We start from the raw sequence: 15,494 nt of genomic DNA on the forward strand, positions 1-15,494 counted from the left end.
GCCGCCTCCCGCATACTGAGGGTGAGGTGGACCACGCGCTCGACGCGGGCTCCGTCGCTCAGTCGCCGGTCACCGTGCCCAGGAAGCGGATGTGCGGCCGGTCGCCGGGGCCGGGGCGGGTGACCGCGGCGCGTACGCCGTAGACGTCGGCGATCAGGGACTCGGTCAGCGTGCCGTCCGGGGCACCGGCGGCTACCACCCGGCCCTGCCGGAGCACGACGACCTGGTCGCAGTACATGGCCGCCAGATTCAGGTCGTGCAGGGCGACGACGCTGGTGATGGGCAACTCGGCGACCAGGTTCAGCAGGTCGAGCTGGTGCTGGATGTCGAGGTGGTTGGTCGGTTCGTCCAGCAGCAGCTCGCGCGGCTCCTGGGCCAGGGCACGGGCGATCTGCACGCGCTGCCGTTCGCCGCCGGAGAGCGTGTGCCAGGGCTGGTCCGCACGGTCGGTGAGGCCGGTGCGCTCCAGGGCGGTGAGTACGGCTTCCTCGTCCGCCGCGGTCGCGGGGGTCCAGGCGCGGCGGTGCGGGACGCGGCCGAGGCGTACGACGTCGAGAACGGTCAGCTCGACGAGGGTGTCGGCATGCTGCTCGACGACGGCCACGCGTCGGGCCACGGCTCGGCGGCCCCAGTCGCCGAGTGGACGCCCGTCGAGGGTGACGACGCCGGAGGCGGGGGCGAGCACACCGGACAGCAGTCGCAGCAGCGTCGACTTCCCCGAGCCGTTGGGGCCGAGCAGCCCGGTCACGGAGCCGGGGCGGGGGGTGAGGCTCACGCCGTCGAGGATCAGCCGCCCGTCGATGGTGCGGCTCACGCGGTCGGCGGCGAGGGTGGGCTGCTCGGCGGTCGTCTGTCCGGCGGTCGTCTGTCCGGGGCCGGGCGGCCGGGCGCCGCCGTCCCGCCGCTCGGTGCCGGTCGTCATCGCATCCTCCTCGTGCGGTACAGGACCAGGACGAACGCCGGGACGCCGACCAGCGAGGTCACCACGCCCACCGGCACCTCCTGGGGATCGAGGACGGTACGGGCCAGGGTGTCGGCCCAGACCAGGAACACCGCCCCGGCGAGCGCGGTGACCGGCAGCAGCCGGGCGTGCCCCGGGCCGACGAGGGCGCGGGCGGCGTGCGGCAGGACCAGGCCGACGAAGCCGATCGCGCCCGCCGAGCTGACCAGCGCGGCCGTCAGCAGCGCTGTCACGCACAGCAGCACCAGCCGGGTCCGGGCCACCGCGACCCCGAGCGACGCGGCGGCGTCCTGGCCGAAGGCGAAGGCGTCCAGGGTGCGCGCGTATCCCAGGCACACCACGAGGGCGAGCGCCAGGACGGCCAGGCACAGTCCCACCTCGGTCCAGCCGGCCCCGCTGAGCGACCCGAGCAGCCAGAACAGCACGCCCCGGGTGGTCTCCGCGTCGGCCGCCGTCGTCACCACGAACGAGGTCAGGGCGGAGAACAGTTGCATCGCGGCCACTCCGGACAGCACCACGCGGTCCGTCGTCCCGCCTAGTGTGTGGCTGAGCAGCAGCACCAGCGCGAACGAGCCGACCGCGCCCACGAACGCGCCACCGGAGACGGACAGGACACCCCCGCCGGCGCCGAGGACGACCACGATGACGGCGCCGGTCGACGCTCCGGAGGAGACGCCCAGGACAAAGGGGTCGGCGAGGGGGTTGCGCAGCAGTGACTGCATCACCGTGCCGCACACGGCGAGTCCGGCGCCGCACACCGCGGCGAGCAGGGTACGTGGCAGTCGCAGGTTCCAGACGATGCCCTCCCGGATCGGGGTCAGCTCCGTCGTGCCCCAGCCCAGGCGGGAGGCGACCACGGACCAGGTATCGCCCACACCGATGTCCGCCGGGCCGATGGTGATGGCCACGGCGACGGACGCGGTGAGCACCGCCAGCCCGGTGCCCAGGCCGACCACGCCGCGCAGCACACCGGCGGCGGACCGCGGCGGGCGGGTCCGGGGAGACCTCAGGGCGGTGGTCATCCGGCGAGTCCGTATCCGCGCAGCGCCGCGGCCACCTTCTCCACGCCCTCGACGGTACGGATCGTCGGATTCATGGCCTGCCCGCTGAGCAGCACGTACCTTTTCTTCTTCACCGCCTTCATGTTCTTTGTCGCCGGGTTGGACTCCAGGAAGGTGATCTTCTTCGCGGCCGACTCGGCGGTCTGCGACGTGCGGGTGAGATCGCCGATGACGAGCACGTCGGGGTCGCGGTCGGCGACGGTCTCCCAGTTGATCTGGGGCCATTCCTGTGTGCTGTCGTCGAAGACGTTCTTCGCGCCGAGCGCGTTCGTGATGATGCCGGGTGCGCCGCAGCAGCCCGCCATGTAGGGGGACTCCTGGTTCGCGAACCAGTACAGGACGGTGGTGTTCCCGGCCCGGATCCCGGAAGAGGCCTTCGTCACCCGGCTCTTCAGCCCGGCGACCAGCTTCTCGCCACGCTCCTCCACCCCGAAGATCCGGGCCAGTTCCCGCACTTCGCGGTAGACCGTCTCCATGGCCAGGGGCACGGTCCGTGAGCCGTCGCCGTCGCCGCTGTTGTCCTTGCCCTCGCAGTCGGCGGGCGACAGATACGTCGGCACGCCGAGTTCCTCGAACTTCTCGCGGGGGGCCACACCGCCCTTGCTCAGGGTGGAGGTGAAGGAGGAGGCGACGAAGTCCGGTTCGGTGGCCAGGACCTTCTCGAACGACGGCTGGTTGTCGGCGAGCCGGGTCACCTCGGCGTCGGCCTTCTCCAGTCCCTTCAGGACCGGGTCGGTCCAGGTGGCGGTTCCCACCATGCGGTCGGCCAGGCCGAGGGAGAGCAGGATCTCGGTGGTGCCCTGGTTCAGGGACACGGCCCGCTTCGGCGGGGTCTCGACCGTCACCTCCCGCCCGCAGTTGTCGAAGGTGACGGGCCGGTCGCCGGAGCCGGCGGGCTTCGAGGACGGGCCGGAACCGGAACCGCATGCGGTGAGCAGCAGCGCCCCGGTCAGGAGCAGGACGGAACGGCGGGCAGGACGTGACAGATGCACGGTGTCGGCTTTCTCAACGTCAGGACCCATGCGCGGGGCCCGTGCGGACGATCGGGCGCCAGCAGGTCTTCGGACTCGGGATCATCCCGGCGGGACGCCTTCCCGGACCCGGCCGTGGCCGTCGTCCAGTGGCTGCTGCCCCGCCCGTCACCCTCACCGCTGCGCGTCAGTTCCGGACTCTCACCGGATTCCCTGACCCGTGCACGCGTACGACCGCGTTCACGAGTTTGACTGGCGTCCGGAAGTTACCACAGCCTTACTTACGCAGTCCGAAGCACCCGTTGCGAGCTCCAGGCGCGTATGTCCGGATGAAGGCCCGCTTCGGAGGGACGGCCACGCCAGGCCGAACCGGGCACATGGTGCCACCGTCCACTCCGCGACCCGTCAAGAACTCGTCGCCGTACGTGTGCTCACCCGGTGGTCTGGTTCCATCCCGCGCGGCGCCCGGCCCGCACCGGCCGGTGGAAGGTCCTGGACCGCCTCCCCGTCGGCAAGCGGCCGTCGCCGGACCGGATCTGCCCGGCTGACGCGGTCGTCACCGGGAGACGCCGCTGTCCGCCCCCTCCGTCCGGCGGGCCAGCAGGGCCGCGCCGGCGCCGGCCGCGGCGCAGCCCGCGCACAGCAGCCACACCGCCACGTAGGCGCCCTCCTCGGGGGCGGCGTTCGACGTCGGGGTGTTGTGGGAGGACGTGGCCAGTACGGCGGCCATGAGACCGCCGGCGACCGCCCCGCCGAACGTCTTCACGTTGTTGTAGAGGGCCGTCGCCACCCCGCTGCGGGACCGGTCGGCGGCCTCGACGATCACCGTGGGCATGGCGCTCAGGGCGATGCCGAGCCCCAGTCCGGTGACGACCTTGGCCGCCACGATCTCGCCCACGGCGCCGTGGCGCGCGGCCAGCGCCAGGAAGCTCACCGCGACCAGTCCGAACGCGCAGGCCAGCGCGGAGCGGTAGCCGATGCGGCGGGCCAGTGGCACGGTGACGGCCGACCCGACGACGGCGGCGACGATGGCGGGCAGCAGCACCAGGGAGATCTGCGCCGAGGACATGCCGAAGCCGTAGCCGGTTTCGTGCGGGTCGGCGGCCAGGAACGTGGTCTCCGGGGCCTGGGCGGCGAAGTAGACGACGCCGAAGCCCGCCGCCGCCAGATAGAACGGACCCGCCCGCCGGTCAGCCAGTGACCGTACGTCCACCAGTGGATCGGGCCGGCGCAGTTCCACCCGTACCCACACCGCGAGCAGCGCGCTCCCGAGGAGCAGCGGGCCGGCCACCAGGGGCCCGGCGCCGCCGCCCCGCTCCAGTGCGAAGACGCCGGCGAGCAGGGTGCTCGCGCCGAGGGCGAGCAGCGCGAACCCGGCCCAGTCCATCCGTTCCCCGCCCGCCGCGGCGGACTCGGGGACCGCGACGAACGACAGCGGTACGCAGACCGCGGCGAGCCCGGCCGGGATCAGCAGCGCGGTGCGGACGTCCCCGAGGGCGTCGGCCGCCGCGCCCATCAGGGCCGCGCCGAGCAGTCCGCCGACGGTGAGCGCCCCGACCAGCCGGGCGATGGCCCGGCGGGCGTCGGGCACCGACAGCCGGTCCCGGACGAGGGCGATCTCCAGCGGCAGGAGCGCGGCGAGCGGCCCCTGCAACGCCCGCCCGGTCCACAGCAGCGCCGGAGTGGGGGCGAGCGCCACGAGCAGCGAGCCGGCCGCCACGCACACCAGTGCCACCCGGAGCATCCGGCGGTGGCCGTACAGGTCCCCGAGGCGCCCGAAGAGCGGTACGCAGACGGTCGCGGCGAGCAGTTGTACCGCCCCGATCCAGTTAGCGGCGGAGCCGTCGAGGCCGTAGGCGGCGGCCAGTTCGGGCAGCAGCGGGGTGATGCCCATCTGGGTGATGCCGCTCATCGCCTCGAACAGGACGAGCAGTCCGACGACCGCGGTCACCGAGGCGCCGGGCGCGATGCCGGCGGTCCTGCCGGGTGCGGCGGTGCCGGTCATGCCTCCACCGCCCCCGCCGCCGCCCCTTCCAGCCGCCGGGCGGCGAGGTCAGCCAGCAGCGCCGCCGCGGCCGGCAGTACCCCGTCGTCGTAGACGGCGTGCGGTGAGTGGTTCATCGGGGCGGTGGCCGGGTCGAGGCCGGTGGGGCAGGCGCCCATGCCCAGGAACGCGCCGGGCACCTCCTGGAGCACGAGGGAGAAGTCCTCCGAGCCGGAGATCGGGCGGGGCGCGGTGAGGCTGCGGGCCTCTCCGAGCAGTTCCGCGGCCACCGTGGTGGCGAACGCGGTTTCGGCCGGGTCGTTGACGGTCACCGGGTAGCCGTCCTGGTAGTTGACGTCGGCGGTGACGCCGTGCGCGTCCGCGATGCCCCGCACCGTGCGCAGCACGCCCTCCCGCACCTTGGCACGGGTGGCCTCGGAGAAGGTGCGGACCGTCGCCCGGAGCACTGCGGTCTCCGGGATGACGTTGCGTGCCTCCCCGGCGTGCACCGAGCCGACGGTGAGGACGGCGGGGTCGAAGACGTCCACGGTGCGCGTGACCATCGTCTGCAGCGCGGTCACCATCGCGCAGGCGGCGGTGACCGGGTCGGCGGCGGTGTGGGGTGAGGAGCCGTGGCCGCCGCGGCCGGTGACGGTGACGTCGAACCCGTCCGAGCCGGCGAGTACGGTGCCGGGCCGGGTGGCCACGACGCCGGCGGGGAGCGTGTTGGCGGTGACGTGCAGGGCGTACGCGGCCACCACGCGCTCGCCCGCCGCGTCCAGCACGCCCTCCTCGATCATGAGGCGGGCACCGTCGTGACCCTCCTCCCCGGGTTGGAACATGAACACCACGTCGCCCGCCAGCTCCGCCCCGCGTCCGGCGAGCAGCCGGGCGGCGCCGACCAGGGCGGCGGTGTGCAGGTCGTGCCCGCAGGCGTGCATGACGCCGGGGCGCCGGGAGGCGTAGGGCAGTCCGGTGGCCTCGGCCACGGGGAGCGCGTCCATGTCGGCGCGCAGCAGCACCGCGGGGCCGGGCCGGCCGCCGCGCAGCACGGCGACGACCGAGCTGAGGGCCGTACCGGTGGTGATCTCCAGGCCGAGCCCGTCGAGGGCGGCGAGCACGGTCTGCCGGGTCCGCGGCAGGTGCAGGCCGACCTCGGGGTCGCGGTGCAGTGCGCGGCGCAGTCGCCGCAGGTCGTCGGTGAGTACGGAGGCGTCGCTGAGCTGGAACATGGCCGATAGGGTGCGCCCGGCAGAAGAAACCCACGCCGACACGCCTGGATCCGCTGATGTCCCTTGATCCTTTGCAGGAATCCGCCACACCGCGGGAATCCGACGCTCCGGACTGGCCGTGGACCTCGCGTGCGTCCGGCGGCCGCGACGGCACGGACGGCCTCGACGAGCTGGACATGCGGTTGGTGACCCTGCTGCAGGACTCGCCGCGCGCCGAGTGGAGCGAGGTGGGCGCGGCCCTCGGCGTCGACCCCTCGACCGCGGCGCGGCGCTGGGCCCGGCTCTCCGCGGCCGGCCACGCGTGGTTCAGCTGCTACCCGGTCAGCCTGGAGGGCGCGCCGCTGGTCGTCGCCTTCGTGGAGGTGGACTGCGTGCCCGGCCGGGTGCACGACGTGGCCGTCGAACTCGCCGGTGACTCGCACGTGTTCACCGTCGAGCAGGTGACCGGCGCCCGGGACCTGGTGCTGACGTGCGTGTTCGACGGGCTGGCCGAGCTGGCCCGCTACACCGGGATGCGCGTCGGGACACTGCCCGGGGTCGCGGCGAGCCGGACACAGATCGCGACCGCCCTGCACCTGGACGGCAGCCGGTGGCGGCTGGACCGCCCGACCGCGGCGGCCCGGCCGCGGCCGGCGCGTACGGCGGGCGCCGCCGCGCCCGGACCGGGGCGCTCCCCCGTACGACGTGAGGACCAGGCACTGGTGCGGGCCCTGACCGACGACCCGCGGCAGCCGGTGGCCAAGCTGGCACGGCGTACCGGACTGAGCCCGACGACGGTACGGCGGCGGCTGCGCCGCCTGGAGGAGTCCAGGTCGCTGGTCTTCCGCTGCGAGGTGGCGCGAGGTCTGTCCGGCTGGCCGGTGAGCGTGAGCCTGTGGTGCGCGGCGCCGCCGAAGGACACCGCGCGGATCGCCGCGCATGTCTCCGGGCTGCGCGAGGTCCGGCTGGTGGCCTCCCTCTCCGGCCCGCACAACCTGCTCTTCGCGGCCTGGCTGCGGTCCGTCGACGACATCCACGCCTTCGAGTCGCAGCTCACCGCACCGTTCCCCGGCCTGACCGTCGCCGACCGCGCGGTCACCCTGTGGCCGGTCAAACTCGCCGGCCACCTGCTGGACCCCACCGGGCGGCGCCTGGGGTCGGTACCGCTGGCCGGCTGGAACCCGGGCACCGTCGCCGCCGACGAGGACGCCCTGCTCCGGCGGCTGCGCGACCGGGGCCTGCCACCGGGCTGACCTCCATGGCCTCTCCGGCCGTGCCGCCGCGCGGCAGGACTCCGCGGGTAGGCGGTAACGGTGCTCCGTCATGCAGTGGATCACCAGGTCCGGCGCCGCGTAGAGCGTGCCGCCGGCTCCCCTGCCCCCGGGTCTCCGCCGATCCGAGCCACATTCCCGTGTCCCGGGTGGGGCCGCCGAGGACGAAGGGGCGGTCGATGTCGCGCGGCCGCCGAGACGGCCGCCGCCCTCGGGCCGGCACGCGGCGTCTCCATCTCGTCCGCGCGCAGCGAGTCGCCCAGGACGGGCTCCACGACGAGTTGCGCGACGGTACGCGCACGGCGGTCCGCCTCCATCGCCGCCCCTGCGGTGGACGACATCGTGGTGAAGGCGCCGACGACCGTGAGGATCGGCAGCGCCGGCCCCGCCAGGGACGCCGTACCCCGCCGCGACGTGTACGCCGAGTCCGCGGCCGGGCGCCCGGCCGCGGACTCGGCCCACAAGGCCGCATGAGGTGGATGCGGTCGCCCATCGGAACAGCCGACTCCGGGGCACCGGCTTGCCCGCCTCCGGGTTGGCTCTCCGTCACGGAATCACTACGAAACGGCGCCCGGTGCGTGCGAAAATCCCACTGATTGATCACCATTGTGGAGAGGGTGTGCCGGCCGGCGCGCCCGGGGAGGGGAGCCTGGTATGGCCCTGCTGTCGTCGAGTCCGAAGTCGCCCGCCCCTCCCGGCTACTTCCACGACTGGGCGCTGGTGGACGTGGAGACCTCCGGGCTGAGACCCGGCCGGGACCGTGTCCTGTCGCTCGCGATCCTCACGCTGGATGCATACGGCAACCGGACGGGTGAGTTCTCCACGCTCCTGAATCCGGGGTGCGATCCCGGTCCGGTGCACATCCACGGTCTCACTCCCGCTCGTCTCGCAGGTGCCCCCACCTTCGAGGAGATCGCGCCACAGGTGGGGGCGCTGCTCAGCAACCGCGTCCTGGTCGCCCACAACGCCCAGTTCGACTACGACTTCCTGGCCCACGAGTTCGCCCACGTTCGTTCCTGGGTGCCGGTGAGCCGACGGCTGTGCACGCTGGCCCTCAACCGCCTGGTCGGGCCCGCGACGCCCGATCTCAAGCTGGGCACCCTGGCCGAGCACTACGGTGTGCGTCAGGAGAAGGCACACGACGCGCAGGACGACGTACGGGTGCTCTCCGGCATCCTGCGCGGTTCGTTGAGCGCGGCCGAACAACTGGGCCTGTCCCTGCCGCTCCTGGACTGCCCGCCCCGCCAGGACTACAAGCCGTACGTCCCCAAGGCGCCCTGCGCGTACCGCAATCCGGGCCGCCTGACGCCGGGCGGACACCTGGTGCAGGGCATGAAGGTCGCCATCACCGGGGACACCCGGGTCTCCCGTGAGGAACTGATCGCCCGTTCGGTGGCGGCCGGGCTGAACGTGATGACCTCGGTCAGCGGCCGGACCAGCGCCGTCGTCACCAACGACGCCGGAGCCGGATCCGCCAAGCTGGGTCGCGCCGCGGACGAAGGTGTTCCGCTCGTGGACGAGCCGACCTATCTGCGACTGTTGGAGAGTGTGCAGCCCGGCCAGGCCAAAGGCACCGCCCGGCAGCGTCGTACCGTGGAGAGGCCCGCGAGCGTGCCCACCGCGCCGCCTGCGTCAACGCCGAGTCTTCCCGCACAGCGGACTGCCGCACCGGGCCCGTCCACCGCTCCCGCGGACCAGTCGCTCACCGGGCGCAGGGTCCTGGTCCTGGGCGGCACCCACGACGAGGCCGCCGAGGCACGCGCGCGTGCTGTCGCTCATGGAGCCTCCGCGGCGGTCAACCTCTCCGCCAGCGTGTCCGACGTCGTCGTGCTGCCCGGTGGCGAAGCCGACCGGCGCATGAGCCGCATCGCCACGCTCGGCCTCCGCGTCCACGACGCCGACTGGCTCCTCGCGCCCACGGCCACGTCTCTTCCCGCGCCGGCCCGGAGCGCGGCCGGAAGCCGGTCGGACACAGCGGCGGTACTGGTCCGAGGGGCTGTCATCGACCTGTCCGACACCGGCACGGCCTGGACGGTGGCCGCCACATGGCGTCAGCAGACCGCCTGCGTCGTGGACGTCGTCGCCTTCGCGGTCGACGGGCACGAACAGGTGCCAGGAGATGAGGACTTCGTCTTCTACGGCGCACCCGAGCACCCCGACGGCACCGTGCGCCTCGGCACGGACGGTCCGACGGAGCAGGCCGTCACCGCCGACCTGGAGCGCCTGCCCCTGGAGATCCACCGAATCGTCATCGCCGCCGCGATCGACGGTGCCGCGACCTTCTCCGACGTCGGAGCCATCGAGATCACGGCCACCAGCGGAATCGGCGCGGCCCCGACCGCCCGGGCCACCCTCGACGCGGCCACCACCGAACGCACCATGATCCTCGTCGAGCTCTACCGCCGAGGAGAGGGCTGGCGGCTGCGTGTCGTCGGGCAGGGATACGACCATGGCCTGGCCGACCTTGCTCGCGGCTACGGGGTCGACGTCGCCGAATGACCGGCGGACCCCCGTCGAGGGCTGGGCCCGCGCCACGATGGGGGAGCGTTCCTCCTGGCGAAACACCGCGTAAGCGGTACCGCCCGGCGCAGGCGGAGCGCCGCGCGGTCCGTTCCGCTGCGTGCGGAACGACCGGTGCCGGGGGCACCTTGAGCGACCGGGGCGATCGGGGCACTGTGACGTGCTGCATGCCGTTGCCACGTCGACGGCGGCGAGAAGCGGATCTACGGTACTCCCACGGTTGCGAGTGGATCGCCGGGCGTCACCGGGGAGTTCGGAGACGGGGCCGTGCCGGTACGAGTGGCCGAGACATTTCGGGCCATTGCGTCCATGCAGACCATTGGTTCATGCAGACCACCATGGCTGACCACGAGACGAAAGAGCCGAGCATGCTGATTGGAGTGACCCGGGAGACCCGGCCCGGGGAGACCAGGGTCGCGGCCACGCCCGCGACCGTCAGGCAACTGACCGGACTGGGCTACGACGTGGTGATCGAGACCGGGGCGGGGGCGGGCTCGAGCATCACCGACGAGGCGTACACCCGGGCCGGTGCCGCGATCGGCACCGCCGAGGAGGCGTGGCGTGCCGACCTGGTCTTCCGGGTGAACGCCCCCGAACTCGTGGAGGTGGAGCGGCTCGAGGAGGGCGCGACACTGGTCGCCCCGCTCGCGCCGGCGGCCAACGGCGACCTGCTCACGGCGTTGGCCACGCACAAGGTCGACGCCTTCGCGATGGACGCCGTTCCGCGTATCTCCCGGGCCCAGTCGCTGGACATCCTCTCCAGCCAGGCCAATATCGCGGGATACCGTGCGGTGATCGAGGCGGCGCACCACTTCGGCCGGTTCTTCACCGGTCAGGTGACCGCGGCGGGCAAGGTGCCCCCGGCCAAGGTGCTCGTCGCCGGCGCCGGCGTGGCGGGTCTGGCGGCGATCGGCGCGGCCGCCTCCCTGGGCGCCGTCGTCCGTGCCACCGATCCACGGCCGGAGGTCGCCGACCAGGTGAAGTCGCTCGGCGGCGCGTACCTGCCGGTGGACGTCGAGGTGGAGCAGTCGGCCGACGGGTACGCGCGGGCGACCTCCGAGGCGTACGACCGGCGGGCCGCCGAGATCTACTCCGAGCAGGCCGCGGACGTGGACATCATCATCACCACGGCCCTGATCCCGGGGCGGCCGGCGCCGAGGCTGATCACGGCCGCCGACGTCGCCTCAATGAAGCCAGGCAGCGTCGTCGTCGACATGGCGGCCGCCCAGGGCGGGAACGTGGAGGGAACGGTCAAGGACGAGGTCGTCACCACCGACAACGGTGTGACGATCATCGGCTACACCGACCTGCCCGCACGTCTTCCGGCGCAGTCGTCACAGCTGTACGGCACCAACCTGGTCAACCTGATGAAGCTGGTCACTCCCGCCAAGGACGGGCGGATCGTCGTCGACCTCGAGGACGCCGTGCAGCGCGGGCTGACCGTGGTCCACCAGGGCGACGTGCTCTGGCCGCCACCCCCGGTGCAGGTGTCCGCGGCCCCCGCCGCGGACACCGAGGCGAAGGAGCCGGGGAAGACGGAAGAGAAGGCGGCAAGGGCGGAGAAGAAGAAGCTCTCCGCGACCGCCGCCAGATCGGCCCTCGTCGGCACCGGTTCGCTGGCGCTGTTCCTCCTCAACGCCTTCGCCCCCTCGGAGATCACCCAGCACTTCACCGTGCTGACACTGGCGGTCGTGGTCGGCTTCTACGTCATCGGGCACGTGCACCACGCGCTGCACACGCCGCTGATGTCGGTCACCAACGCCATCTCGGGAATCGTCGTGGTGGGTGCGCTGCTCCAGCTGACCGGCACCGACAACGTGGTGCTGGTGCTGGCCGGCGCCGCCACGCTGCTCGCCTCGATCAACATCTTCGGAGGCTTCGCCGTCACCCGCCGCATGCTCTCGATGTTCCGGAAGGCGTGAGGTGACCATGGACGTCCTCTCGATCTCCGGCGCGGCGTACCTGGTCGCCGCCCTCCTGTTCATCCTGTCGCTCGCCGGGCTCTCCCGGCACGAAACCGCGTCCCAGGGCTGGGCCTACGGCGTCGCGGGCATGACCCTCGCGCTCGCGGCCACGATCCTGCGGGTCACCGACGCCGGTTCACTCACCTCTCTCGTCGTCCTCGGGCCCGCGGTCGCGGCCGGCGCGGTCGTCGGACTCTGGTGCGCGAGGCGCGTGCAGATGACCGGCATGCCCGAACTGATCGCGCTGCTGCACTCCTTCGTCGGTCTCGCCGCGGTGCTGATCGGCTGGAACGGTCATCTGGAGGGGGGTTCGCACGCCGACGGCATCCACCACGCCGAGGTCTTCATCGGTGTCTTCATCGGCGCGGTCACCTTCACCGGCTCCGTCGTCGCCTTCCTGAAGCTCTCGGCACGGATGAAGTCCGCGCCGCTGATGCTGCCGGGCAAGAACGCCGTCAACATCGGGGCCCTGGCCGGCTTCGTGATCCTCACGGTGCTCTACGTCATCACGCCGTCACTCGGGCTGCTGACAGCGGTCACCGCGCTGGCGCTGGCCCTCGGCTGGCACCTGGTCGCCTCCATCGGCGGCGGCGACATGCCCGTGGTCGTCTCCATGCTCAACAGTTACTCCGGCTGGGCGGCCGCCGCTTCGGGATTCCTGCTGGGCAACGACCTCCTGATCGTCACGGGCGCGCTGGTCGGTTCCTCCGGCGCGTACCTCTCGTACATCATGTGCAAGGCGATGAACCGCTCCTTCGTCTCCGTCATCGCGGGCGGCTTCGGGCTGGAGACGGGCCCGTCGGGTGACCGGGAGTACGGCGAGCACCGTGAGACCTCCGCGGAGGACACCGCGGAACTCCTCCTGTCCGCCTCGTCCGTCGTCATCACCCCCGGTTACGGCATGGCGGTGGCGCAGGCGCAGTACCCGGTCGCGGAGATGACCCGGCTGCTGCGCGAGAAGGGCGTCGACGTGCGCTTCGCCATCCACCCGGTCGCCGGGCGGCTGCCCGGACACATGAACGTCCTGCTGGCCGAGGCGAAGGTGCCGTACGACATCGTCCTGGAGATGGACGAGATCAACGACGAACTCGCCGACACGGACGTCGTGCTGGTCATCGGCGCCAACGACACCGTCAACCCGTCGGCGGCCGAGGACCCGGACTCGCCGATCGCGGGGATGCCGGTGCTGCGGGTGTGGGAGGCGGGGAACGTGGTGGTCTTCAAGCGGTCGATGGCCGCCGGCTACGCCGGCGTGCAGAACCCGCTGTTCTTCCGGGAGAACTCCCGGATGCTCTTCGGCGATGCCAAGACCCGCGTCGACGAGATCGTGGGCGCGCTGTCGCGGGTGCCGGTCTGAGAGGGACGGCGGGTCGCCGGCGCGGTGACGGACCGCACCGGCGACCCGTCCTGTCGGCCCCGGACTCCGGGACCGCCGGTGACGCCCCGTCGGTTAGGGTGGCGAGCGGAGAGGGACGGACCGACGGCTCCCGCGTGGGCCGGGTCGGACACGACGGGGGGCTCGTTCGTGGGGAGGCTGACGCATGGTCACCCACCGGTCGGATGAGAGGTCGGCGCCCGCGGTGCTGCCGCCGGCGCTGCGCGCGTCGCTCGGGCTGATCGCGGCCCTCGCCGCGCTGATGGTCGTCGTACTCGGGGTCCTGTACGCCGGTGACAGCGGGCCCGGCGCGGTGGACGCGCGGATCCAGTCGGTGGTGGACGGTGCGGGGCCGCCGTGGCGGCATGTCGCCCTGGCCACGGACTTCCTGGGGGAGCCCGTGGGAGCGGCGATGCTGGTCGGGGCCGCCGTGACGGGCTGCCTGCTGCTTCGGAGTCCTCGCGCGGCGCTGCTCGTCGTGGCCGGCCCCGGTCTGGCCGTGGGGACGACGAAGCTGCTCAAGCCCCTGGTGGGACGCACCATCCATGGCGACGGCAACCTGTCCTACCCGAGCGGGCACACCGCCTTCCTCACCGCGTTCGTCCTCGTGGTGGCGCTGCTCGCGACCGGCCGGCGCGGCCCCGGCGGGACGGCCGGCACCTCACTCGTACTCGCCGCGGCGCTGGCCGCTGGCGCCGCCATGGGCTGGGCGCAGGTCGCCCTGGGCGCGCACTACCCGACCGACGCCCTCGGAGGCTGGTGCACCGCGCTGGCGGTGACACCGGCGACCGCGTGGCTGGCCGACCGGGTGGCCGGCGCCGGTCGGTCAGGGCATCGCTGACGTCACGCCAGACGGCGGAACACCGGCTTCACCGGTCGTCCGCCCAGCCAGGGGGTGGGATCCCCGGCGTCCAGCGCCTTCCGGTACACCGCACACGCCTGGGCCACCACGTCGACGGTGTGCTCGATGTCGGCGTCGTCGAGCGCGGCGCTCACCACGAACGACGGGGCCAGCACCCCGCCCGCGAGGAGCCGGCGCAGGAACAGCGTGCGGTACTCCTGCGAGGGCCGGCCCCGCTCGTCGAGGGTGGCGAAGACCAGGTTGCTGGCCCGGCCCCGGACGACGACGTGGTCGCCGACGCCCATGCCGGCCGCGGCCTCACGCACACCGGCGGCCAGCTTCTCGCCGAGGGCGTGCAGCCGCGCGGTGACGCCCTCCTCGGCGTAGACGGTCTGCACGGCCGTCGCGGCGGCCAGCGCGTGCGTCTCCGCGCCGTGCGTGGTGGACAGCAGGAACACCCGCTCGTCGGAGTGACGCAGCCCGCCCCGTTCCATCAGCTCGCGCCGCCCGGCCAGCGCCGAGACGGCGAACCCGTTGCCCAGCGCCTTGCCGAACGTGGAGAGGTCGGGGACGACGCCGTACAGGCCCTGGGCGCCCGCCTCGGACCAGCGGAAGCCGGTGATCATCTCGTCGAAGACCAGCACGCAGCCGTGCCGGTCGGCCAGTTCGCGCAGACCGGCGAGGTATCCGGGCGGCGGCTCGGTGTGGCCGGCGGGTTCGAGGACCAGGCAGGCGATCTCGTCCCGGTACCGGGTGAGCAGTTCCTCCGTGGCGGCCAGGTCGCCGTAGGGGAACGCCACGGTGAGTTCGGTGGTCGCCGCCGGAACACCGGCCGACATCGGTGTGGTGCCGATGAACCAGTCGTCGACGGAGAAGAACGGGTGGTCGGCGCAGACGGCCACCCGCGGGCGCCCGGTGGCGGCGCGGGCGAGGCGCACCGCGGCGGTGGTGGCGTCGGAGCCGTTCTTCGCGAACTTCACCATCTCGGCGGTCGGCACCGTGGCCAGGAAGCGTTCCGCGGCCTCGACCTCCAGGACGGACGGCCGGACGAAGTTGCTGCCGCGGTCGAGTTCCCGCCGCACCGCCTCGGTCACGCGCGGGTGGGCGTGGCCGAGACTGACCGACCGCAGGCCGGAGCCGTACTCGACGTAGCGGTTGCCGTCGACGTCCCACACGTGGGCGCCGCGGCCGTGACTGATGACCGGGGCCAGGTTCTCGGGGTACTGGTCGTCGCCCTTGGCGTAGGTGTGCGCGCCGCCGGGGACCAGGGCGTGCAGCCGCTCGTTGACCGCTCGTGAGCGGGGCAGTTCGAACTCTTCGGTGTCCATGGCGACC

At 73.0% G+C, this 15,494-nt stretch carries 11 protein-coding genes and 1 riboswitch; of the genes, 5 read left to right on the plus strand and 6 right to left on the minus strand.

Annotated features, from left to right (window positions below; translation table 11 throughout):
• Positions 1-58: 58 nt before the first annotated feature.
• From AMK33_RS00850 to AMK33_RS00870, 5 genes are all read right to left on the minus strand, one after another.
• Entirely contained in the window at positions 59-922 is an 864-nt protein-coding gene (locus AMK33_RS00850) for an ABC transporter ATP-binding protein (RefSeq protein ID WP_079194694.1), read from the minus strand.
• Positions 919-1,983 carry a FecCD family ABC transporter permease gene (locus AMK33_RS00855; protein WP_073930718.1) on the minus strand — a complete coding sequence of 355 codons (1,065 nt, stop codon included), beginning with the start codon at positions 1,981-1,983 and terminating at the stop codon, positions 919-921. The genes AMK33_RS00850 and AMK33_RS00855 overlap by 4 nt, the downstream gene beginning before the upstream one ends.
• Complete coding sequence (locus AMK33_RS00860; RefSeq protein WP_073930719.1) at positions 1,980-3,044, minus strand: ABC transporter substrate-binding protein; 1,065 nt, start codon at positions 3,042-3,044, stop codon at positions 1,980-1,982. Before AMK33_RS00860 ends, AMK33_RS00855 begins: the two co-directional genes overlap by 4 nt.
• Before the next feature lie 13 nt (positions 3,045-3,057).
• Positions 3,058-3,248: riboswitch (cobalamin riboswitch) on the minus strand.
• A 301-nt stretch (positions 3,249-3,549) separates the two neighbouring features.
• On the minus strand, positions 3,550-4,998 hold the full coding sequence (locus AMK33_RS00865; protein WP_073930720.1) for an MFS transporter: 1,449 nt from the start codon (positions 4,996-4,998) through the stop codon (positions 3,550-3,552).
• Entirely contained in the window at positions 4,995-6,209 is a 1,215-nt protein-coding gene (locus tag AMK33_RS00870; protein ID WP_073930721.1) for a M20 metallopeptidase family protein, read from the minus strand. Before AMK33_RS00870 ends, AMK33_RS00865 begins: the two co-directional genes overlap by 4 nt.
• A 56-nt stretch (positions 6,210-6,265) precedes the next feature.
• Between AMK33_RS00870 and AMK33_RS00875 the strand changes: the two genes are divergently transcribed.
• From AMK33_RS00875 to AMK33_RS00895, 5 genes are all read left to right on the plus strand, one after another.
• Positions 6,266-7,441 carry an Lrp/AsnC family transcriptional regulator gene (locus tag AMK33_RS00875; RefSeq protein WP_079194695.1) on the plus strand — a complete coding sequence of 392 codons (1,176 nt, stop codon included), beginning with the start codon at positions 6,266-6,268 and terminating at the stop codon, positions 7,439-7,441.
• A gap of 672 nt (positions 7,442-8,113) precedes the next feature.
• Positions 8,114-9,958, plus strand: coding sequence for a TerD family protein (locus AMK33_RS00880; RefSeq protein WP_073930722.1), 1,845 nt, complete (start codon positions 8,114-8,116; stop codon positions 9,956-9,958).
• Positions 9,959-10,347: 389 nt separating this feature from the next.
• Positions 10,348-11,901, plus strand: coding sequence for a Re/Si-specific NAD(P)(+) transhydrogenase subunit alpha (locus AMK33_RS00885; RefSeq protein ID WP_073930723.1), 1,554 nt, complete (start codon positions 10,348-10,350; stop codon positions 11,899-11,901).
• A 7-nt stretch (positions 11,902-11,908) separates the two neighbouring features.
• The gene (gene pntB / locus AMK33_RS00890) at positions 11,909-13,300 is read left to right on the plus strand and encodes a Re/Si-specific NAD(P)(+) transhydrogenase subunit beta (protein ID WP_073931463.1); all 1,392 of its coding nucleotides are present in this window, start codon (positions 11,909-11,911) and stop codon (positions 13,298-13,300) included.
• 184 nt (positions 13,301-13,484) lie between these two features.
• Positions 13,485-14,159 (plus strand): phosphatase PAP2 family protein, encoded by a 675-nt coding sequence (locus tag AMK33_RS00895; RefSeq protein ID WP_073930724.1) that lies wholly within the window; start codon positions 13,485-13,487, stop codon positions 14,157-14,159.
• A gap of 2 nt (positions 14,160-14,161) precedes the next feature.
• Here the strand turns inward: AMK33_RS00895 and AMK33_RS00900 are convergent, their stop codons facing one another.
• Positions 14,162-15,487, minus strand: coding sequence for a glutamate-1-semialdehyde 2,1-aminomutase (locus AMK33_RS00900; RefSeq protein WP_073930725.1), 1,326 nt, complete (start codon positions 15,485-15,487; stop codon positions 14,162-14,164).
• Positions 15,488-15,494: the final 7 nt, after the last annotated feature.

The organism is Streptomyces sp. CB02400 (assembly GCF_001905725.1).
GTDB lineage: Bacteria > Actinomycetota > Actinomycetes > Streptomycetales > Streptomycetaceae > Streptomyces > Streptomyces atrovirens.

What these genes read in the sequence shown, in the direction of transcription:
- AMK33_RS00870 (WP_073930721.1), bottom strand. Translation starts at nt 6,209, where the DNA reads ATGTTCCAGCTCAGCGACGCCTCCGTACTCACCGACGACCTGCGGCGA.
- pntB (WP_073931463.1), top strand. Translation starts at nt 11,909, where the DNA reads ATGGACGTCCTCTCGATCTCCGGCGCGGCGTACCTGGTCGCCGCCCTC.
- AMK33_RS00850 (WP_079194694.1), bottom strand. Translation starts at nt 922, where the DNA reads ATGACGACCGGCACCGAGCGGCGGGACGGCGGCGCCCGGCCGCCCGGC.
- AMK33_RS00900 (WP_073930725.1), bottom strand. Translation starts at nt 15,487, where the DNA reads ATGGACACCGAAGAGTTCGAACTGCCCCGCTCACGAGCGGTCAACGAG.
- AMK33_RS00895 (WP_073930724.1), top strand. Translation starts at nt 13,485, where the DNA reads ATGGTCACCCACCGGTCGGATGAGAGGTCGGCGCCCGCGGTGCTGCCG.
- AMK33_RS00885 (WP_073930723.1), top strand. Translation starts at nt 10,348, where the DNA reads ATGCTGATTGGAGTGACCCGGGAGACCCGGCCCGGGGAGACCAGGGTC.
- AMK33_RS00860 (WP_073930719.1), bottom strand. Translation starts at nt 3,044, where the DNA reads ATGGGTCCTGACGTTGAGAAAGCCGACACCGTGCATCTGTCACGTCCT.
- AMK33_RS00855 (WP_073930718.1), bottom strand. Translation starts at nt 1,983, where the DNA reads ATGACCACCGCCCTGAGGTCTCCCCGGACCCGCCCGCCGCGGTCCGCC.
- AMK33_RS00875 (WP_079194695.1), top strand. Translation starts at nt 6,266, where the DNA reads ATGTCCCTTGATCCTTTGCAGGAATCCGCCACACCGCGGGAATCCGAC.
- AMK33_RS00865 (WP_073930720.1), bottom strand. Translation starts at nt 4,998, where the DNA reads ATGACCGGCACCGCCGCACCCGGCAGGACCGCCGGCATCGCGCCCGGC.
- AMK33_RS00880 (WP_073930722.1), top strand. Translation starts at nt 8,114, where the DNA reads ATGGCCCTGCTGTCGTCGAGTCCGAAGTCGCCCGCCCCTCCCGGCTAC.